This is a genomic window from Xanthomonas sp., assembly GCF_017163755.1.
GTDB lineage: Bacteria > Pseudomonadota > Gammaproteobacteria > Xanthomonadales > Xanthomonadaceae > Xanthomonas_A.
In genome coordinates this window covers 1-14,261 of sequence record NZ_JAFIWC010000009.1, presented here as the reverse complement: position 1 = coordinate 14,261, position 14,261 = coordinate 1, and the positions used below count along the sequence as shown (strand labels likewise).

The window sequence follows — 14,261 nt, the reverse complement described above, 5'->3', positions numbered from 1 at the left end:
AGCATCCGGCTTCGATGGCTGCCTGTCATCCGTTGGCTCCCGACTTCGGCGCGGAGGGCGCGACACGCAATGCGCCGGTTGCCGCGCCGCGGCCGTCATCCTGGCATGGCGGCGCCAGCGGATAAACTGGGTCGATGAAACCTGCGACATCCGCCGCCCTGTTGTACCGCTGCGCCGCCGCCGTGGCGCGCCTGCCCTGGCCGTGGCTGCGGGGCCTGGCCGATGGCCTGGCCTGGCTGTGGCTGCGCCAGGACGCGCGCGAGAGCCGGGTGACCCGGCGCAACCTGGAACTGGCCTACCCCGAGCTGCTGCCCAGCGAGCGCGCCGCGCTGCACCGCGACGTGCTGCGGTCCACCGCGCGCCAGGCCGCCGAGACGCTGCGCTTGTGGACGCGGCCGCCGGCCGAGAACCTGGCCCGGCTGCGCCAGCGCTACGGCCAGGAGCTGTACGACGCGGCGCTGGCATCGGGCCGCGGGGTGATCGTGGCCGCGCCGCACTTCGGCAACTGGGAGCTGCTGAATCAGTGGCTGGCCTCGCGCGGGCAGATCGCCATCGTCTACCGCGCGCCGGCCTCGGCGGTCGGCGACGCGTTCCTGCAGCAGGTGCGCAGCGGCGACAACGTGCGCCAGGTGCGCGCCGAAGGCCCGGCGGTGCGGCAGCTGTTCAAGGTGCTCAAGGACGGCGGCGCGGTCGGCATCCTGCCCGACCAGCAGCCCAAGGCCGGCGACGGCGTGTTCGCGCCGTTCTTCGGCGTGCCGGCGCTGACCATGACCCTGGTCAACCGGCTGGCCGAGCGCACCGGCGCGATCGTGCTGTTCGCGTGGTGCGAGCGGGTCGACAGCGACCTGCAGTTCGCGCTGCACGTGCAGCCGGCGCCGGCGGCGATCGCCGATCCCGACCCGCGGGTGGCCGCGACCGCGCTGAACCAGGGCGTGGAGCGCGTGGCCCGGCGCGATCCGGCGCAGTACCAGTGGACCTACAAGCGCTACACGCTACGCCCGGATCCGACCGAACCCAATCCCTATGCCACGGCGCGGCATCCGCATTGAGCCGGGATTGGGGATTGGGGATTGGGGATTCGGGAGTGGTGGCGTTCGTGACCTGGTGTTCGCGGCGGCTGCCGTAACTTCGATGGGTCGCCACTCCCCACGGCCTGTCCAATGCCCAGCCACCGCCGCGATGCCGCCACGCCTGCTGCCGACGATGCCGGCGATGCGCGGGCGTTGTGGATCGTGGCCGCCGGACGCGCCGAATTGCGCCGCGAGGCCTTGCCCGGCTGCGATCCGCTGACCCAGGTCCGGGTGCGCACCCGCTACAGCGGGATCAGCCGCGGCACCGAGGCGCTGGTGCTGGCCGGCGCGGTGCCGGCGTCCGAGGCGGCGCGGATGCGCGCGCCGTTCCAGGCTGGCGAGTTCCCGTTCCCGGTCAAGTACGGCTACGCCTGCGTCGGCGAGGTCGAGGCCGGACCGCCGGCGCTGCTCGGCCGCAGCGTGTTCTGCCTGCATCCGCACCAGGACCGCTTCGTGGTGCCCGCCGGGCGCGTGGCGCTGCTGCCCGTGTCCGTGCCGGCGGCGCGCGCGGTGCTGGCAGCCAATGCGGAGACCGCGCTCAACGTGGTCTGGGACGCCGGTATCGCCCCGGGCGACCGGGTCGCGGTGATCGGCGCCGGCGTGGTCGGCCTGCTGGTCGCGCAGTTGGCCTCGCGCATCGTCGGCACCGAAGTGACCGTGGTCGATATCGCGCCCGCCCGCGCCACGGTGGCGGCCGCGCTCGGCCTGGCATTCGCCGTACCGGCGCAGGCGCCGCGCGACTGCGACGTGGTGGTGCATGCCAGCGCCAGCGCCGCCGGCCTGGCCACCGCGCTGGCGTGCGCCGGCATGGAGGCGCGCGTGGTCGAGGCCAGCTGGTACGGCGCACGCGAGGTCCCGGTCGCGCTCGGCGGCGCCTTTCACAGCCGGCGCCTGCAGTTGGTGTCGTCGCAGGTCGGCCAGCTGCCGCCGGGGCGGCGCGCGCGCTGGTCGCATGCGCGGCGCATGGACAGCGCGTTGGCGCTGCTCGCCGATCCGCGCCTGGACGCGCTGGTCGCCAGCGCCAGCGCGTTCGCGGCGCTGCCCGGCGACTACCCGCGCGTGCTCGCCGACCCGGCCACGCTGTGCCATCGCGTCGACTACGAAGACGCCTGATTCCTAGCCCTGGAGAACCGAATGTTCGCCGTCGAAGTCAGAGACCACGTGATGATCGCCCACAGCCTGCCCGGCGAGGTGTTCGGCCCCGCACAAGGCCTGCATGGCGCCACCTTCGTGGTCGACGCGGCGTTCTTCGCGCCGGCGCTGGACGGGGACGGGCTGGTGGTGGACATCGGCCTGGCCACCGCGCTGCTGCGCGAGGTCCTGGCGCCGCTGAACTACCAGAACCTGGACGCGCTGCCGGTCTTCGCCGGGCGCACCACCACCACCGAGTTCCTGGCCAAGTACATCTTCGATGCGCTGGCCGACGACCTGCGCGGCGGCCGGCTCGGCGCGGCCGGCGCGCGCGTGCAGCGGCTGCGCGTGCAACTGCACGAATCGCACATCGCCCGCGCCTGGTACGAGGCGGCACTGTGAATCCGGCGGTGCGCGCGCTGGTGTTCGCCATCCCCGGCGACCTGCAGGCGCGCACCGGCGGCTACGGCTACGACCGGCGCATGATCGAGGAGCTGCGCGCGCAAGGCTGGCAGGTGCGGGTGCTCGCGCTGGGCGGCGGCTATCCGGCGCCATCGGCGCAGGAATGCGCGCAGGCCGAGGCGCGCTTCGCCGCGCTGGCCGACGGCGCGGTGGTGCTGGTCGACGGACTGGCCTACGGCGCGATGCACGCACTGGCCGCGCGCGAACATGCGCGCCTGCGCCTGGTGGCGCTGGTCCACCATCCGCTGGCGCTGGAAACCGGGCTGGACCCGGCACGCGCGCAACAGCTGCTGGACAGCGAGCGGCAGGCGCTGCAGCTGGCACACGCGGTGGTCGCCACCAGCCACAGCACCGCGCGCCAGTTGCAGGCGCTGTTCGGGCTGCCGGCGCAGCGCGTGCACGTGGCGCCGCCGGGCTGCGATCGCGCCGCATCCGCCGCGCCGCGCGAAGCGTCCGCGCAGGTGCGGCTGTTGAGCGTGGGCGCGCTGATTCCGCGCAAGGGCCTGGACCTGCTGGTCGACGCGCTGGCGCCGCTGCGCGAGCTGCCGTGGACGCTGCGCATCGTCGGTGCCGCGCGCGATGCGCCGACCGCGGCCGCGCTGCGCGCGCAGGTCGCGCGCCACGGGCTGGAGCAGCGCATCGAGCTGGTCGGCGAAGTGGACGACGTCGCGTGCGAATACGCGCAGGCCGATGTGTTCGTGCTGCCGAGCCGCTACGAGGGCTACGGCATGGTCTTCGCCGAGGCGCTGGCGGCAGGCTTGCCGGTGCTCGGCTGCGATGCCGGCGCGGTGGCCGAAGTGGTGCCGGAGGATGCGGGGCTGCTGGTGCCGGTGGACGACGTGGCCGCGCTGGGCGACGCGCTGCGCCGGCTCATCACCGACGCCGCATTGCGTGCGCGCCTGGCCACCGGCGCGCGCCATGCGGCACGGTCGCTGCCGCAGTGGCGCGACAGTGCCGCCGCGCTCGCCCGCGCGCTGGCCGCATGAGCGGCTTCTCCGCCGCCTGGCTGGACCTGCGCGAGCCCGCCGACCGCGCCGCGCGCGATCCGGCGCTGCTGCAGGCGGTGGCCGGTCACCTGCACCATCGCTCGCGGGTCACCGTGCTCGACCTGGGCTGCGGCAGCGGCGCCAGCGTCCGCGCGCTGGCGCCGTCGCTGCCGGCCACGCAGCGATGGCGCCTGCTCGACCACGATCCGGCGCTGCTCGCGCTGGCCTGCACACGCATCGGCGATGCGGTGCCGGTGCAGGCGCACGCGCAGGATCTGCGCGCGCTGGATGCGCTGCCGCTGGACAGCGCCGACCTGGTCACCGCGTCGGCGCTGTTCGACCTCGCCGGGCACGACTGGATCGACGCGCTCGCGGCACGGCTGCAGCAGGCCGGCGCGGCGCTGTACGCGGCACTCAACTACGACGGCACCATGCAGTGGACGCCGGCGCTGGACGACGATGCGGCGGTGCTGGCGGCATTCAACGCGCACCAGCGCCGCGACAAGGGGCTGGGGCAGGCCCTGGGGCCGGACGCGGCGCGGGAACTGGCACGCCGCCTGGCCGCGCGCGGCTTCCAGGTGCGCAGCGCGCCCAGCCCCTGGCGGCTGCGGCCGGACCAGGCCGAACTGCACCGCGCGCTGCTGCGCGGCATCGCCGAGGCGGTGCGCGAAACCGGCCAGTTGCCCGACCACGCGCTGCAGGCGTGGCTGGCGCAGCGGCTGGCGCTGGCCGACCGCGCCGAATGCGTGGTCGGCCACGTCGATCTGTTCGCCTGGCGTTGAGGCGCCTGCGCCGCGCTCAGCCGTCCACCGGCTGCGCCGGCGTGGCCAGCACGCGCTGGTAGAACGCCAGGTCCAGCCAACGTCCGAACTTGAACGCCACCTCGCGCAGCGTGCCGGCATGGACGAAGCCGAGCTTCTCGTGCATCGCGATGCTGGCCTGGTTCTGCGCATCGATGCCGCCGATCAGCACGTGCACGTCGCGCGCCTGCGCCTCGGCCACGATCCGTTCCAGCAGCACCCGGCCCAGGCCCTGCCCGCGGTGGTCGCGCTGCACGTACAGCGAATGCTCGACGCTGTACTTGTTGGCCGCAAACGCGCGGAAGCTGCCGTAGCTGGCGAAGCCCAGCAGATCGCCGGCCTCGCTCTCCACGCCGATCACCGGGAACCTCCCGGCGCGCTTGCCGGCGAACCAGCCGGCCATGCTCTCCGGCGGCCGCGGGCGGTACTCGTACAACGCCGTCGAATGCGCGATCGCATCGTTGAAGATCTCCAGGATCGCGGCCGCATGGCGCTGCTCGGTGCACTCGACGATACGCATTCCACTTCGGCTCCGGCGGCGGTTCCGGAATAGTAGGGCCTGGTTCCATCGTGTTGGAATAGGCGGGACTCGGGACTGGGGACTGGGGACTCGGTTGCGGTCGCGCCTTGAGGCGCTTCTGCGTGGAGCATTTCAACCAGGCGCTTACAGACAGGTACATCTGTGCGGCTCCGAGTAGCCTTGGTCATGCCCGACTGATGGCCCGGTCAAGCACACAGTCCCGTCCAGAAGAACGGGTTGCCTAGGTCGGAGGAGACAGTGCTCCCGCCTGGATCGCGGCGAACCCCGCGCACGCGACGGGTCGCCGGCGGTAAGGTTCTGCTGCTCACCGCAGCCCGCCATCGAGGTGGATGGCCGAGGCCGCCGAACGGCGGGCCGCACAGGCCGGCTGCAGGTTTGCGCCGGCCCGCGCCGCTTACGATTCTGCCGCGGCGGTCGGTGAGGTGGCGCGCAGATCGCAATCGAACACCACGTCGCCGCCCAGGTCGTAGGCCACCGTGAGCGGGCGCCGCGCCTGCGCCAGGCGCTGCACCGGCGGCAGCGCGATGCCGCTGGGGCCGGCGCCGATGATCAGCGGCGCCACCGCCACGTGCAGGCGATCGATACAGTCCGCCTCGAGGAACGCGGCGATGGTGCGCGCGCCGCCTTCCACCAGCACCCGGTGCAGGCCGCGCTGCGCCAGCGCATCGAGGATCGCCTGCGGGGCGATGTGGCCGTGCGCATCGGTGGCCAGGGCCAGGCACCGGCCGCCGATGTCCGGGGCAGGAACATGGTCGCCGTGGATCAGCAGGGTCGGTGCCGCGCCGTCGTGCAGCAGCTTGGCGGCGGCCGGAATGCGCCCGTGCGGATCGACGATCACCCGCACCGGATTGACCCCGTGCACCAGGCGCACGGTCAGCGAGGGGTCGTCGGCGACCACCGTGCCGACGCCGATCACGATCGCGTCGACCAGCGCGCGGCACCGGTGCAGGTGGCGCAGGCCGGCGGCGCCGGAGATGTCGCGCGCATCGCCGCTGACGGTGGCCACGCGCCCGTCCAGCGATTGCCCGACCTGGGCCAGCACCAGCCGCGACGCTTCGGCCAGCGGCGCGTACAGCGCGCAGGCCGGTTCGCGCCCCAGCTCGCGCTCGAGCAGGCGGCGCCGGCGCTCGTGCGGCAGCGGCGTGCGCCGCAGCGTGCACAGCGTGGCCCACGCCTCGTGGCTGGGCTCATGGCCGCCGGCAGGCGCGGCGGGACGGGGTGGCACGCTCAGTTCCATGCGCGCCACGCTAGGCGCGACACAGTGTCGCAGGCGTGAAACCGCACCGGCGGACGCTTGTCGCGCATGCTTCGCGACGCGTTCATGCCGCCGGCCTTCTACTTGCGGTAGGCGGCCACGGCCGCGGATGCGAAGATCGACGCGGTCGGCCGCTTGAATCCGCGGCCGATCCCCCCCACTAGGAGCCTGCATGACTTCGCCCCTCGCCCCCGCTCCCCCCCACGCCGCCGGCGCGTTCGGCGATCCGGCGGCGATCCGCTGCGAGCGCGCGGCGTCGGAGCTGCGTGCGGGGCGGCCGGTGCTGGTCGAGGACGCGGCGCTCGGCGTGCGCGCCTACATCGCGCTGGACAGCAGCACCCAGGGCAGCTTCGACACCTTCGCCCGGGTCGCCGACGAGCGCCATTACCTGTTCCTGACCCCGCAGCGCGCGCGCGTGCTGGGCCTGGACGCGCCGGCCGGCGCGCGGGTGGCGCTGGCCGGGCTGGACTACACCGCGCTGGCCGAGCTCGGCTATCTGCGCGATGCGGCCGCGCCGGCGTCGTGGACCGCCGGCGATGCGCTGGACGCGGCGGCGGTGGAGATCGCGCGGCTGGGCCTGTTGCTGCCGGCGATGGTCGCGGTGGCGGTGGACGCCGGCGATCATGCCTTCGACGGCTGCCAGCGGCTGTCGCTGGCGGAGCTGGCGCAGGGCGTGGCGCAGTCCTCCGGCGGCTACGAACTGGTGACCCGCAGCCCGGTACCGCTGCGCGACATCGGCATGACCCAGTTCGCGGTGTTCCGCGGCGGCGTGGCCCAGCGCGACCAGGTGGCGATCATCGTCGGCCATCCCGACCCCGCCGGCGTGGTCCCGGTACGCGTGCATTCCTCGTGCCTGACCGGCGACCTGTTCGGCTCGCTGAAGTGCGACTGCGGCGACCAGCTGCGGCGCGGGCTGAGCAAGCTGAAGGAACTGGGCGGCGGCGTATTGCTGTACCTGGACCAGGAAGGCCGCGGCACCGGCATCGCCGCCAAGATGCGCGCCTACGGCTACCAGCACGATGGCCTGGACACCATCGACGCCGATGCGCAGCTCGGCTTCGGCGCCGACGAGCGCCGCTACGGCAGCGCGGTGGCGATGCTGCACGGGCTGGGCATCCACCGCGTGCAGCTGCTGACCAACAATCCGTCCAAGGCCGAGCACCTGCGCGCGGCCGGCATCGACGTGGTCGGGCGCATTCCGGTCACCGGCGAGATCACCGCCGAGAACGAGCACTACCTGCGCACCAAGGCCGCACGCGCCGGCCATGCGCTGGACGTGGACGCGCTGCTGCACGCATCGCGCTGAGCGCCACGGGGCGAGGCGATGGCGTCCCCTCCTTCTGAATATCCCGCGCCCGCCGTCGGCGCGTCGGCGTTGCGCGGCGATGCCGCGCGCAACTTGGTCGCGATCGCGTTGTGCCTGGCGCTGCCGGCGCTGGCGCTGGCGCGCGCGGCCAGGCTGGGGCCGGCGTTCCTGCCCTGCGCCGCGCTGCTGTTCGCCGCCATCGCGCTGGCGGTGCTCGGCCGCCTCCCCGGCCACCATCCTTTCCCGCGCTTCGGCGCGCCGAACCGCGTCACCAGCGTGCGCGCCGCGCTGACCGCGCTGTGCGGCGGGCTGGCCGCGGTGGCGCCGGCGCTGGATCCGCAGGACCGCTGGCTGTGGGCCTTCGTCGCCATGGCCGCCACCGCGCTGCTGCTGGACGGCGTCGACGGCTGGCTGTCGCGGCAGCTGCGGCTGAGTTCGGACTTCGGCGCGCGCTACGACATGGAGATCGACGCGCTGCTGATCCTGCTGCTGGCGCTGGCGGCCTGGCGGCTGGACAAGGCCGGCGCCTGGGTCCTGGCCATCGGCGCGATGCGCTACGGCTTCGTCGCCGCCGGCGGCGCCTGGCCGTGGCTGGCTGCGAAGCTGCCGGCGTCGCGGCGGCGCCAGGCGATCTGCGTGGTCCAGGGCATCGCGCTGTGCGTGGCGCTGGCCCCGATCGTGCCGCACCCCTACAGCGCGCTGCCGGCGGCACTGGCGCTGGCGCTGCTGGGCGCCTCGTTCGCGCTCGACGTGCGCTGGCTGTGGCGCCACCGCGCCATTGCGGTGCGCCCGCCGTGGCAATGATCCGCCGCCAGCCGCGCTACGATCGCTGTCCCGGCGAACCTGCATCGCCGCCCGTACGGCGACGGCCCTTCGCTTTCGAGACGCGTCCGTGACCGCACCGCCCGAACCCGATTCGCCCTTGCCGCCGGCTGCGCCGCCGCCCGAGCACGACTGGCAGCCGCTGCCGGCGCGCGGCGCGTGGCTGGCCGCACTGGGCGGTGCCGCGCTGTTCGGCGTGCCGCTGGCGATCGCCGGCGCCGTGCTCGGCCTGGCCATGGACCGCGGACTGGAACTGGTAGCGGGCGTGGCGGCCGCCGCCGTGGTGGGCGCCGGCCTCGGCGCCTGGCTGGGGTTCAAGCGCCATCGCCGGATCCGCTGGCGGCTCGACGCGCAAGCGCTGGCGCTGCGCCGCGAGCACTGGTGGCACAGCGAAACCCAGGTGCCGATCTCGCGCGTACAGCACCTGGACCTGCGCATCGGCCCGTTGCAGCGCGCCGCCGGCCTGGCCACGCTGGTGGTGCACACCGCCGGCACCCGGCTCAACGCGGTCGCGGTGCCCGGGCTGGACCAGGCCGATGCCGAACGCCTGCGCGACCGCCTGGCGCGCCAGCTCGACCACGACGACGACGCGCTGTGAGCGCCGCGCAGGACCTCGAGGCGGCGCCGGAGCGACGGCTGCACCCCTGGTCGTGGCTGTTCGTGCTGCTGCAGCAGCTCAGGCAGTTCCTGCTGCCGCTGCTGGTGCTGGCGGTGTTCGGCGGGCGCAGCGGGCGCGGCGAGCACATCGAGCAATGGATCGGCGTGGCGGTGGCGGCGGCGCTGGTCGCGGTGGCGGTGCTGCGCTACCTGACCTACCGCTACCGCATCGGCGACGACGGCATCAGCATCCGCAGCGGCCTGCTGCAGCGCAGCCGGCGCGAGATCCCGTTCGCGCGCATCCACAACGTGGTGGTGCACCAGTCGCTGCTGCACCGGCTGTTCGGCGTGGCCGAGGTGCGCCTGGAATCGGCCGGCGGCGACAAGCCCGAAGCGGAGATGCGGGTGCTGCGACTGGAGCAGGCGCTGGCGCTGGAGCAGCAGGTGCGCCATCGTGCCCGCGCCGGCGCGGTGTCCGCCGCCGATGCGCCCGCGGCGGTCGACGCGCAGCAGTTGCTGCTGGCGCTGCCGCTGCCGGAGGTGCTGCGCCTGGGGCTGATCTCCAACCGCGGCATGGTGGTGGTGGCCGCGGCGTTCGGCGCGGTGTACCAGCTGTTTCCCGAAGACGCCATCGCCGACGCGGTCGAACGCTACGGCGCGCAGCTGCTCGGCTACGCCAGCGGCCTGCAGCTCGGCGCGACGGCCAGCGCGCTGGGCGCGGCGCTGCTGGCCGCGGCGCTGCTGCTGGCCATGCGCGCGCTGTCGGTGATCCTGGCGCTGCTGCAATACCACGGCTTCCGGCTCAGCGAGACGCAGCGCCGCCTCACCGTCGAGCGCGGCCTGCTGGCGCGGTTGCGCACCAGCGTGGCGCAGCGGCGGATCCAGGCGTGGACGTTGCACGAGGGCGCATTGCACCGCCTGTTCGGCCGCCGCAGCCTGCGCATCGACACCGCAGTGGTCGATCCGCAAGGCGAGGACGGCCGCGCGCTGAAGGAGTTGGCGCCGCTGGCCACGCCGGCGGCCTGCGATGCGCTGCTGCAGCGGCTGCTGCCGGCGATCGCCTGGCCGCCGCCGCAATGGCGGCCGGTCGCGGCGCGCAACTGGTGGCGGCTGTGCCTGCCGGCAGTGCTGGTGCTGGCGCCGGCGAGCATCGCGCTGTGCGCGAACTTCGGCGCCTGGGGCGCGCTGCCGTTGCTGTTGCTGCCGTGGTCGGCGCTGCAGGCGCGGCAGCAGGCGCGGCGCATGGCCTATGCGCTCGATGCGCACTATCTGGTCGTGCGCGGCGGCTGGTGGACACGCTGGTGGCGGCTGGCCGAGCTCGACAAGCTGCAGGCGCTGCAGCTGATCCGTTCGCCGCTGGACCGCCGCTGCGGCACTGCCACGTTGCGGCTGGACACCGCCGGCGCCAGCGCCAGCGCGCCGCCGCTGCGGCTGCGCTTTCTGCCCGTGGCCGAGGCGCAGGCGCTGTACCTGCAGCTGGGGCATGCGCTGGCGCGGCGGCGCTTGCGCTGGTGAGCGCGGCCGCGGCTAACGCACCCCCTCGCCCAATCCTCTCCCGATGGGAGAGGGCTAACCGCTCTTCCTTCTCCCATCGGGAGAAGGTGCCCCGCAGGGGCGGATGAGGGTACGGCCACCAGTGCAGCGATTGCGCGCGCTGCGCGCCCGACCCCAATCCCTCTGCCGGTGGGAGAGGAACCGAAGCGCGCCGGGCTGCTCCCTTCTCTCACCGGGCATCGCCGCCTTTGGGGGGAAGACGGCCCGCAGAACCGGATGCGGGTGCGGGAAAAGCATCGTGCACCCAAGCTCGGCGGGACGCTTCGCGCCATACCCTCACCCCAACCCCTCTCCCGACGGGAGAGGGGCTGTAGCAGACGGCCTGCAGGGCCGGACGAGGGTGCGGGCGAAGCCTTGCGCGCTGCTCGCACGAGGCTCGCTGTCTGTTGACGTGCCGCCGCGCTCGGAAGCCACTCCCCTCGTACAGCCGCGGCCAGCCGCCAGGCGGCTTCGATCGCAGCCGCGCGCGTTTTGCCGCGCGCGTCCACCGCCCTCACCGCGCGCCGCGGCCCCAGTAGCCGATGCGCCGGCGGATCTTCAGCTTGCGCCAGAAATTCCACGGCTTGCGCCGCGGGTTGCGCGCGCCCTCGGCGACGAAGTCGTCGATCGCGCGCAGCACGCGCTCGCTGGATTGCCCGTCGCGGTAGGGATGCAGGCCGTCGGCGAACTCGCGGATCGCCGCCATCAGTTCCGGCGGCCGCGCCAGCGCACGGCGGATCGCCGGCTCGAACTGCGCCGGGTCGTCGATGTCGATCAGCTGCGGGCCCGGGCGCCGGTTCTTGAACGTGACCACCGGCTTGTAGGTGAGCAGGAACTCGTTGAGCGCCGAGGAGGTGTCCGAGCACATCATGTCCACCTGCGGGAACAGCTCCAGGATGTTGTCGTTGTCGGCGAAGCGCAGGTAGTCGTTCTCCAGCGCGCGGTAGCGCGCGACCACGTCCGGATCCATCTTCGGATGGAAGGTCACGATCCAGCGCCACTCGCCGCTGCGCGACAGCCGCGCGACCTCGTCGTAGAGGATGCCGGCCGCGCTCCACGACGGCGAGAACGTGGAGTGGTACAGGATCACCGGCGGCTGCCGCACCGGCGCCAGTTCGCCGCCGATCTCGCGCATGAACGGGTCGATCTTCGGAAAACCGGTTTCCTTCACCGCGAAGTGGCCGAGCTTGCGCGCCAGTGCCCCGAACGCGGCGGTATCGCGCGGGCCGGTGGTGCAGTACAGGTCGAAGAAGCCGCGGATGTAGATGTGCCGCGGCTTGCCGGCGTCGAAGCCGTGGAAGGTCTCGACCTTCACCCCGGGGAAGAAGTGCGGCACCGCGTTGCTGGAGGTGATCACCGCGTACGGATCCCACGCCAGCACGTCCTCCACCGTGGCCAGGTGGCGCTCGTCGGCGGTCAGATCCTCGGCGCCAGGTCCGTCGAAGAACCAGGCCGCCTCGTCGCCGCGGGCACGGATGGCGGTCTGCAACGGACGCAGGATCGCCAGCGCATAGCGCTCGGACCCGTACAGCAGATAATGCTTGCTCATCAGTGCTCCAGATCGTGCTTGTGCAGTTGCGCCCGCGCCTGTTCCACCGAGTCCGGATTGAACTGCATCTCGTAGTAGCGCATGCGCTTGTAGATGGCGTAGTTGGCCGCGATCTGCGCCACCACGAAGCCGCGCCAGCCGTCGAGGAACGCCAGCCGCAGCAGGTAGTCCTTGAGGAACGCGCCGACGAACACGAACGGGCTCTGCCACATTTTCACCGGCTTGCGCTTGTCGCGCCAGCCGAGCGCCTTCAGTTCGGCGTAGCGCAGCACCTTCAGCTGCTTGTGCACCAGGGTCGGGTTGTGCAGATGGTTGAACGGCGGCGCGAACTCGGCGCTGGCGCCGCCGAACTGCAGCGATTCGTGCACGCGCGCATCGCTCCAGCGGGCGCGGCGGCGATGGTAGATCCGCGCCAGGCGCTCGCCGACCATCGGCCGGTACCAGCGCATCGGCGCGCCCATGTACCAGGTGCTGCGGCGCAGCCACACCGCATCCAGCCGGTCTTCGGCCAGCAGCGCCGGCAGCCGCGCCAGGCATTCGGCGCGCAGCGCGTCGGACAGGAATTCGTCCGCGTCCAGCACCAGGATCCAGTCGTGCGCGGCCTGGGTGGAAGCGAAGTTGCGCTGCGCGCCGAAGCCCAGCCAGGCCTGCTCGACCACGCGCGCGCCATGCGCGCGCGCGATCGCCACGGTGTCGTCGCTGCTGCCGCAGTCCACCACCAGCTTGTCGGCGGCGAACGGCACGCTGTCCAGGCAGCGGGCGATGTTGGCGGCTTCGTTGTAGGTCATCACCACCAGGCTGAGCGGCAGGGTGGTCGCGGTGGCGTCGGCCATGGCGCTCGGTTCCAGGGGCGTTGCAGGCCCGCCCAGGCGGCGCGGCCGTTGGGCGGACGATGCGGGACCGGCAGTCTACCGGCTTCGCTCGGCGCCTTCAGCGGCGCGCGTGCGCGGCAGCTGGCTGTCGCGCAGCGCCAGGCCGATCAGCACGCCGACCAGCGAGACGTAGAACCCGGTGGTCACCTGGTGCGCGAACATCGACTGGGTCAGCCCGCACAGCATGTAGGCCGCCACCACCATGATCCCGGTCGCGGCCGGGCCGTGGAAGTTGCGGCCGGGCCGGCGCCGGTACAGGCGCACGAACAGCCACATCGGCACGCCGTAGATCCCGATCAGCAGCAGCGCCCCGGGCAGGCCCTGGGTCGCCGCCCATTCGGCCAGGTCGTTGTGCGCATGTCCCAGGTGGCAGCGCTTGACCCACTCGCCCTGGCAGGCCGGCAGGCGCAGCATCGCGTTGTCGAAACGGCCGACGCCGACGCCGAGCAGCGGATGCTCGACGAAGGTGTCCGCGGCCACCTGCAGGCGTTCGATGCGCGCGCCGGCCGACGAGTCGCTGTCGCCGCGCTCGTAGCGCTGCACGTCATGCCGCAGTTCGGCCAGTCGGGTCTGCCGGGTCAGCGCCGGCACGGTCAGTACCAGGGTCGCGGCCAGCGCAGTCAGCGTCACCAGGATCATCAGCCGTGCGCCGCCGCTGCGCCAGCGCAGGCACAGCGCGGTGACCACCAGCAACAGCAGCATGCCCAACCATACGCCGCGGCTGCCGCTCAGCAGGATGGTCGCGCACCCGCAGACGATCGCCAGGATCGTCCATGGCCAGCGCCCGTGCGGCCGGCAGAACACCGCCACCACCATCAGCACCAGGATCACGTCGGCCAGCACGATCGCGTTGGTCCAGCCTTCGGCGCGGGGATCGCCCTGCAGCACCTGCATCACCGCCACCGCCAGCGTGGCGCAGATGCCGACCAGCGCCCCCCACCACAGCAGCTGCCGCGGCGGCTGCAGCGCGTACACCCACAGCGCGGCCCACGGCAGCACCAGGAAGCGGGTACGGTTGTCGATGTCCTTCAGCTCCTGGCCGAAATAGCCCAGCGAGAACAGCGACAGCCCGATCACCAGCAGCGCCAGCACGGTCAGCCAGCGCAGCGCCGGGCGCATCTGCGGCACCGCGCGCCGCAGCCGGTCGGCGCCAAGCACGCTGCTGGCCAGCAGCGCGATGCCGAACGGCAGCAACCCACCGGGGATGCTGACCACCAGCGCAGGCAGGCACAGCAGGCCCAACGCCGCCCCCCAGTAGGCCAGGGTGTGGCGATCGAGCTTGGAGGCGGTGGCGCCGCGTGGCACGGGCTTTTCGGTCATCTGGAAGGCGTGGGGGG

The 14,261-nt window shown here is 73.2% G+C and carries 14 protein-coding genes; 9 read left to right on the top strand and 5 right to left on the bottom strand.

Features of this window, described 5'->3' with window-relative positions; all coding sequences use genetic code 11:
- The first annotated feature begins 134 nt into the window (after window positions 1–134).
- The 5 genes from JR065_RS07715 to JR065_RS07695 all read left to right on the top strand — a co-directional run bounded on the left by JR065_RS07715 (window position 135) and on the right by JR065_RS07695 (window position 4,431).
- Entirely contained in the window at window positions 135–1,049 is a 915-nt protein-coding gene (locus JR065_RS07715) for a lauroyl acyltransferase (RefSeq protein ID WP_206233450.1), read from the top strand.
- A gap of 111 nt (window positions 1,050–1,160) precedes the next feature.
- A complete protein-coding gene (locus JR065_RS07710; RefSeq protein ID WP_206233449.1) occupies window positions 1,161–2,183 on the top strand; it encodes a zinc-dependent alcohol dehydrogenase in 1,023 nt (340 codons plus the stop codon).
- A 21-nt stretch (window positions 2,184–2,204) separates the two neighbouring features.
- Window positions 2,205–2,603 (top strand): 6-pyruvoyl trahydropterin synthase family protein, encoded by a 399-nt coding sequence (locus tag JR065_RS07705; protein ID WP_206233448.1) that lies wholly within the window; start codon window positions 2,205–2,207, stop codon window positions 2,601–2,603.
- Window positions 2,600–3,649: a glycosyltransferase gene (locus JR065_RS07700; RefSeq protein ID WP_206233446.1), complete on the top strand. Its 1,050-nt coding sequence runs from the start codon at window positions 2,600–2,602 to the stop codon at window positions 3,647–3,649. Before JR065_RS07705 ends, JR065_RS07700 begins: the two co-directional genes overlap by 4 nt.
- Window positions 3,646–4,431, top strand: coding sequence for a class I SAM-dependent methyltransferase (locus JR065_RS07695; RefSeq protein WP_206233445.1), 786 nt, complete (start codon window positions 3,646–3,648; stop codon window positions 4,429–4,431). The genes JR065_RS07700 and JR065_RS07695 overlap by 4 nt, the downstream gene beginning before the upstream one ends.
- Window positions 4,432–4,447: 16 nt before the next feature.
- On the opposite strand, the gene JR065_RS07690 is transcribed toward JR065_RS07695, so the two are convergent.
- Together JR065_RS07690 and JR065_RS07685 are read right to left on the bottom strand one after the other, a co-directional pair.
- The gene (locus tag JR065_RS07690) at window positions 4,448–4,969 is read right to left on the bottom strand and encodes a GNAT family N-acetyltransferase (RefSeq protein ID WP_206233444.1); all 522 of its coding nucleotides are present in this window, start codon (window positions 4,967–4,969) and stop codon (window positions 4,448–4,450) included.
- A 415-nt stretch (window positions 4,970–5,384) separates the two neighbouring features.
- The gene (locus JR065_RS07685; RefSeq protein ID WP_206233443.1) at window positions 5,385–6,215 is read right to left on the bottom strand and encodes a dihydrofolate reductase family protein; all 831 of its coding nucleotides are present in this window, start codon (window positions 6,213–6,215) and stop codon (window positions 5,385–5,387) included.
- Between the two features lie 202 nt (window positions 6,216–6,417).
- On the opposite strand from JR065_RS07685, the gene ribA reads away from it, so the two are divergent.
- The 4 genes from ribA to JR065_RS07665 all read left to right on the top strand — a co-directional run bounded on the left by ribA (window position 6,418) and on the right by JR065_RS07665 (window position 10,485).
- Window positions 6,418–7,551 carry a GTP cyclohydrolase II RibA gene (gene ribA, locus JR065_RS07680; protein WP_206233442.1) on the top strand — a complete coding sequence of 378 codons (1,134 nt, stop codon included), beginning with the start codon at window positions 6,418–6,420 and terminating at the stop codon, window positions 7,549–7,551.
- 18 nt (window positions 7,552–7,569) lie between these two features.
- Window positions 7,570–8,355, top strand: a complete 786-nt coding sequence (locus JR065_RS07675; protein WP_206233441.1) for a CDP-alcohol phosphatidyltransferase family protein — start codon at window positions 7,570–7,572, stop codon at window positions 8,353–8,355.
- A gap of 88 nt (window positions 8,356–8,443) precedes the next feature.
- A complete protein-coding gene (locus JR065_RS07670; protein ID WP_206233440.1) occupies window positions 8,444–8,971 on the top strand; it encodes a PH domain-containing protein in 528 nt (175 codons plus the stop codon).
- Complete coding sequence (locus JR065_RS07665) at window positions 8,968–10,485, top strand: PH domain-containing protein (protein ID WP_206233439.1); 1,518 nt, start codon at window positions 8,968–8,970, stop codon at window positions 10,483–10,485. The genes JR065_RS07670 and JR065_RS07665 overlap by 4 nt, the downstream gene beginning before the upstream one ends.
- A gap of 532 nt (window positions 10,486–11,017) precedes the next feature.
- Here the strand turns inward: JR065_RS07665 and JR065_RS07660 are convergent.
- The 3 genes from JR065_RS07660 to JR065_RS07650 form a co-directional block, all read right to left on the bottom strand.
- Window positions 11,018–12,052 (bottom strand): CDP-glycerol glycerophosphotransferase family protein, encoded by a 1,035-nt coding sequence (locus JR065_RS07660; protein WP_206233438.1) that lies wholly within the window; start codon window positions 12,050–12,052, stop codon window positions 11,018–11,020.
- Window positions 12,052–12,885, bottom strand: a complete 834-nt coding sequence (locus tag JR065_RS07655) for a glycosyltransferase family 2 protein (RefSeq protein ID WP_206233437.1) — start codon at window positions 12,883–12,885, stop codon at window positions 12,052–12,054. The genes JR065_RS07660 and JR065_RS07655 overlap by 1 nt, the downstream gene beginning before the upstream one ends.
- Window positions 12,886–12,960: 75 nt before the next feature.
- Complete coding sequence (locus JR065_RS07650; RefSeq protein WP_206233558.1) at window positions 12,961–14,244, bottom strand: O-antigen ligase family protein; 1,284 nt, start codon at window positions 14,242–14,244, stop codon at window positions 12,961–12,963.
- Between the last annotated feature and the right edge of the window lie 17 nt (window positions 14,245–14,261).

Excerpts from the sequence above, each read along its gene's own strand:
- JR065_RS07715 (WP_206233450.1), top strand. The coding sequence starts at position 135 with ATGAAACCTGCGACATCCGCCGCCCTGTTGTACCGCTGCGCCGCCGCC.
- JR065_RS07710 (WP_206233449.1), top strand. The coding sequence starts at position 1,161 with ATGCCCAGCCACCGCCGCGATGCCGCCACGCCTGCTGCCGACGATGCC.
- JR065_RS07705 (WP_206233448.1), top strand. The coding sequence starts at position 2,205 with ATGTTCGCCGTCGAAGTCAGAGACCACGTGATGATCGCCCACAGCCTG.
- JR065_RS07695 (WP_206233445.1), top strand. The coding sequence starts at position 3,646 with ATGAGCGGCTTCTCCGCCGCCTGGCTGGACCTGCGCGAGCCCGCCGAC.
- JR065_RS07690 (WP_206233444.1), bottom strand. The coding sequence starts at position 4,969 with ATGCGTATCGTCGAGTGCACCGAGCAGCGCCATGCGGCCGCGATCCTG.
- ribA (WP_206233442.1), top strand. The coding sequence starts at position 6,418 with ATGACTTCGCCCCTCGCCCCCGCTCCCCCCCACGCCGCCGGCGCGTTC.
- JR065_RS07675 (WP_206233441.1), top strand. The coding sequence starts at position 7,570 with ATGGCGTCCCCTCCTTCTGAATATCCCGCGCCCGCCGTCGGCGCGTCG.
- JR065_RS07660 (WP_206233438.1), bottom strand. The coding sequence starts at position 12,052 with ATGAGCAAGCATTATCTGCTGTACGGGTCCGAGCGCTATGCGCTGGCG.
- JR065_RS07655 (WP_206233437.1), bottom strand. The coding sequence starts at position 12,885 with ATGGCCGACGCCACCGCGACCACCCTGCCGCTCAGCCTGGTGGTGATG.
- JR065_RS07650 (WP_206233558.1), bottom strand. The coding sequence starts at position 14,244 with ATGACCGAAAAGCCCGTGCCACGCGGCGCCACCGCCTCCAAGCTCGAT.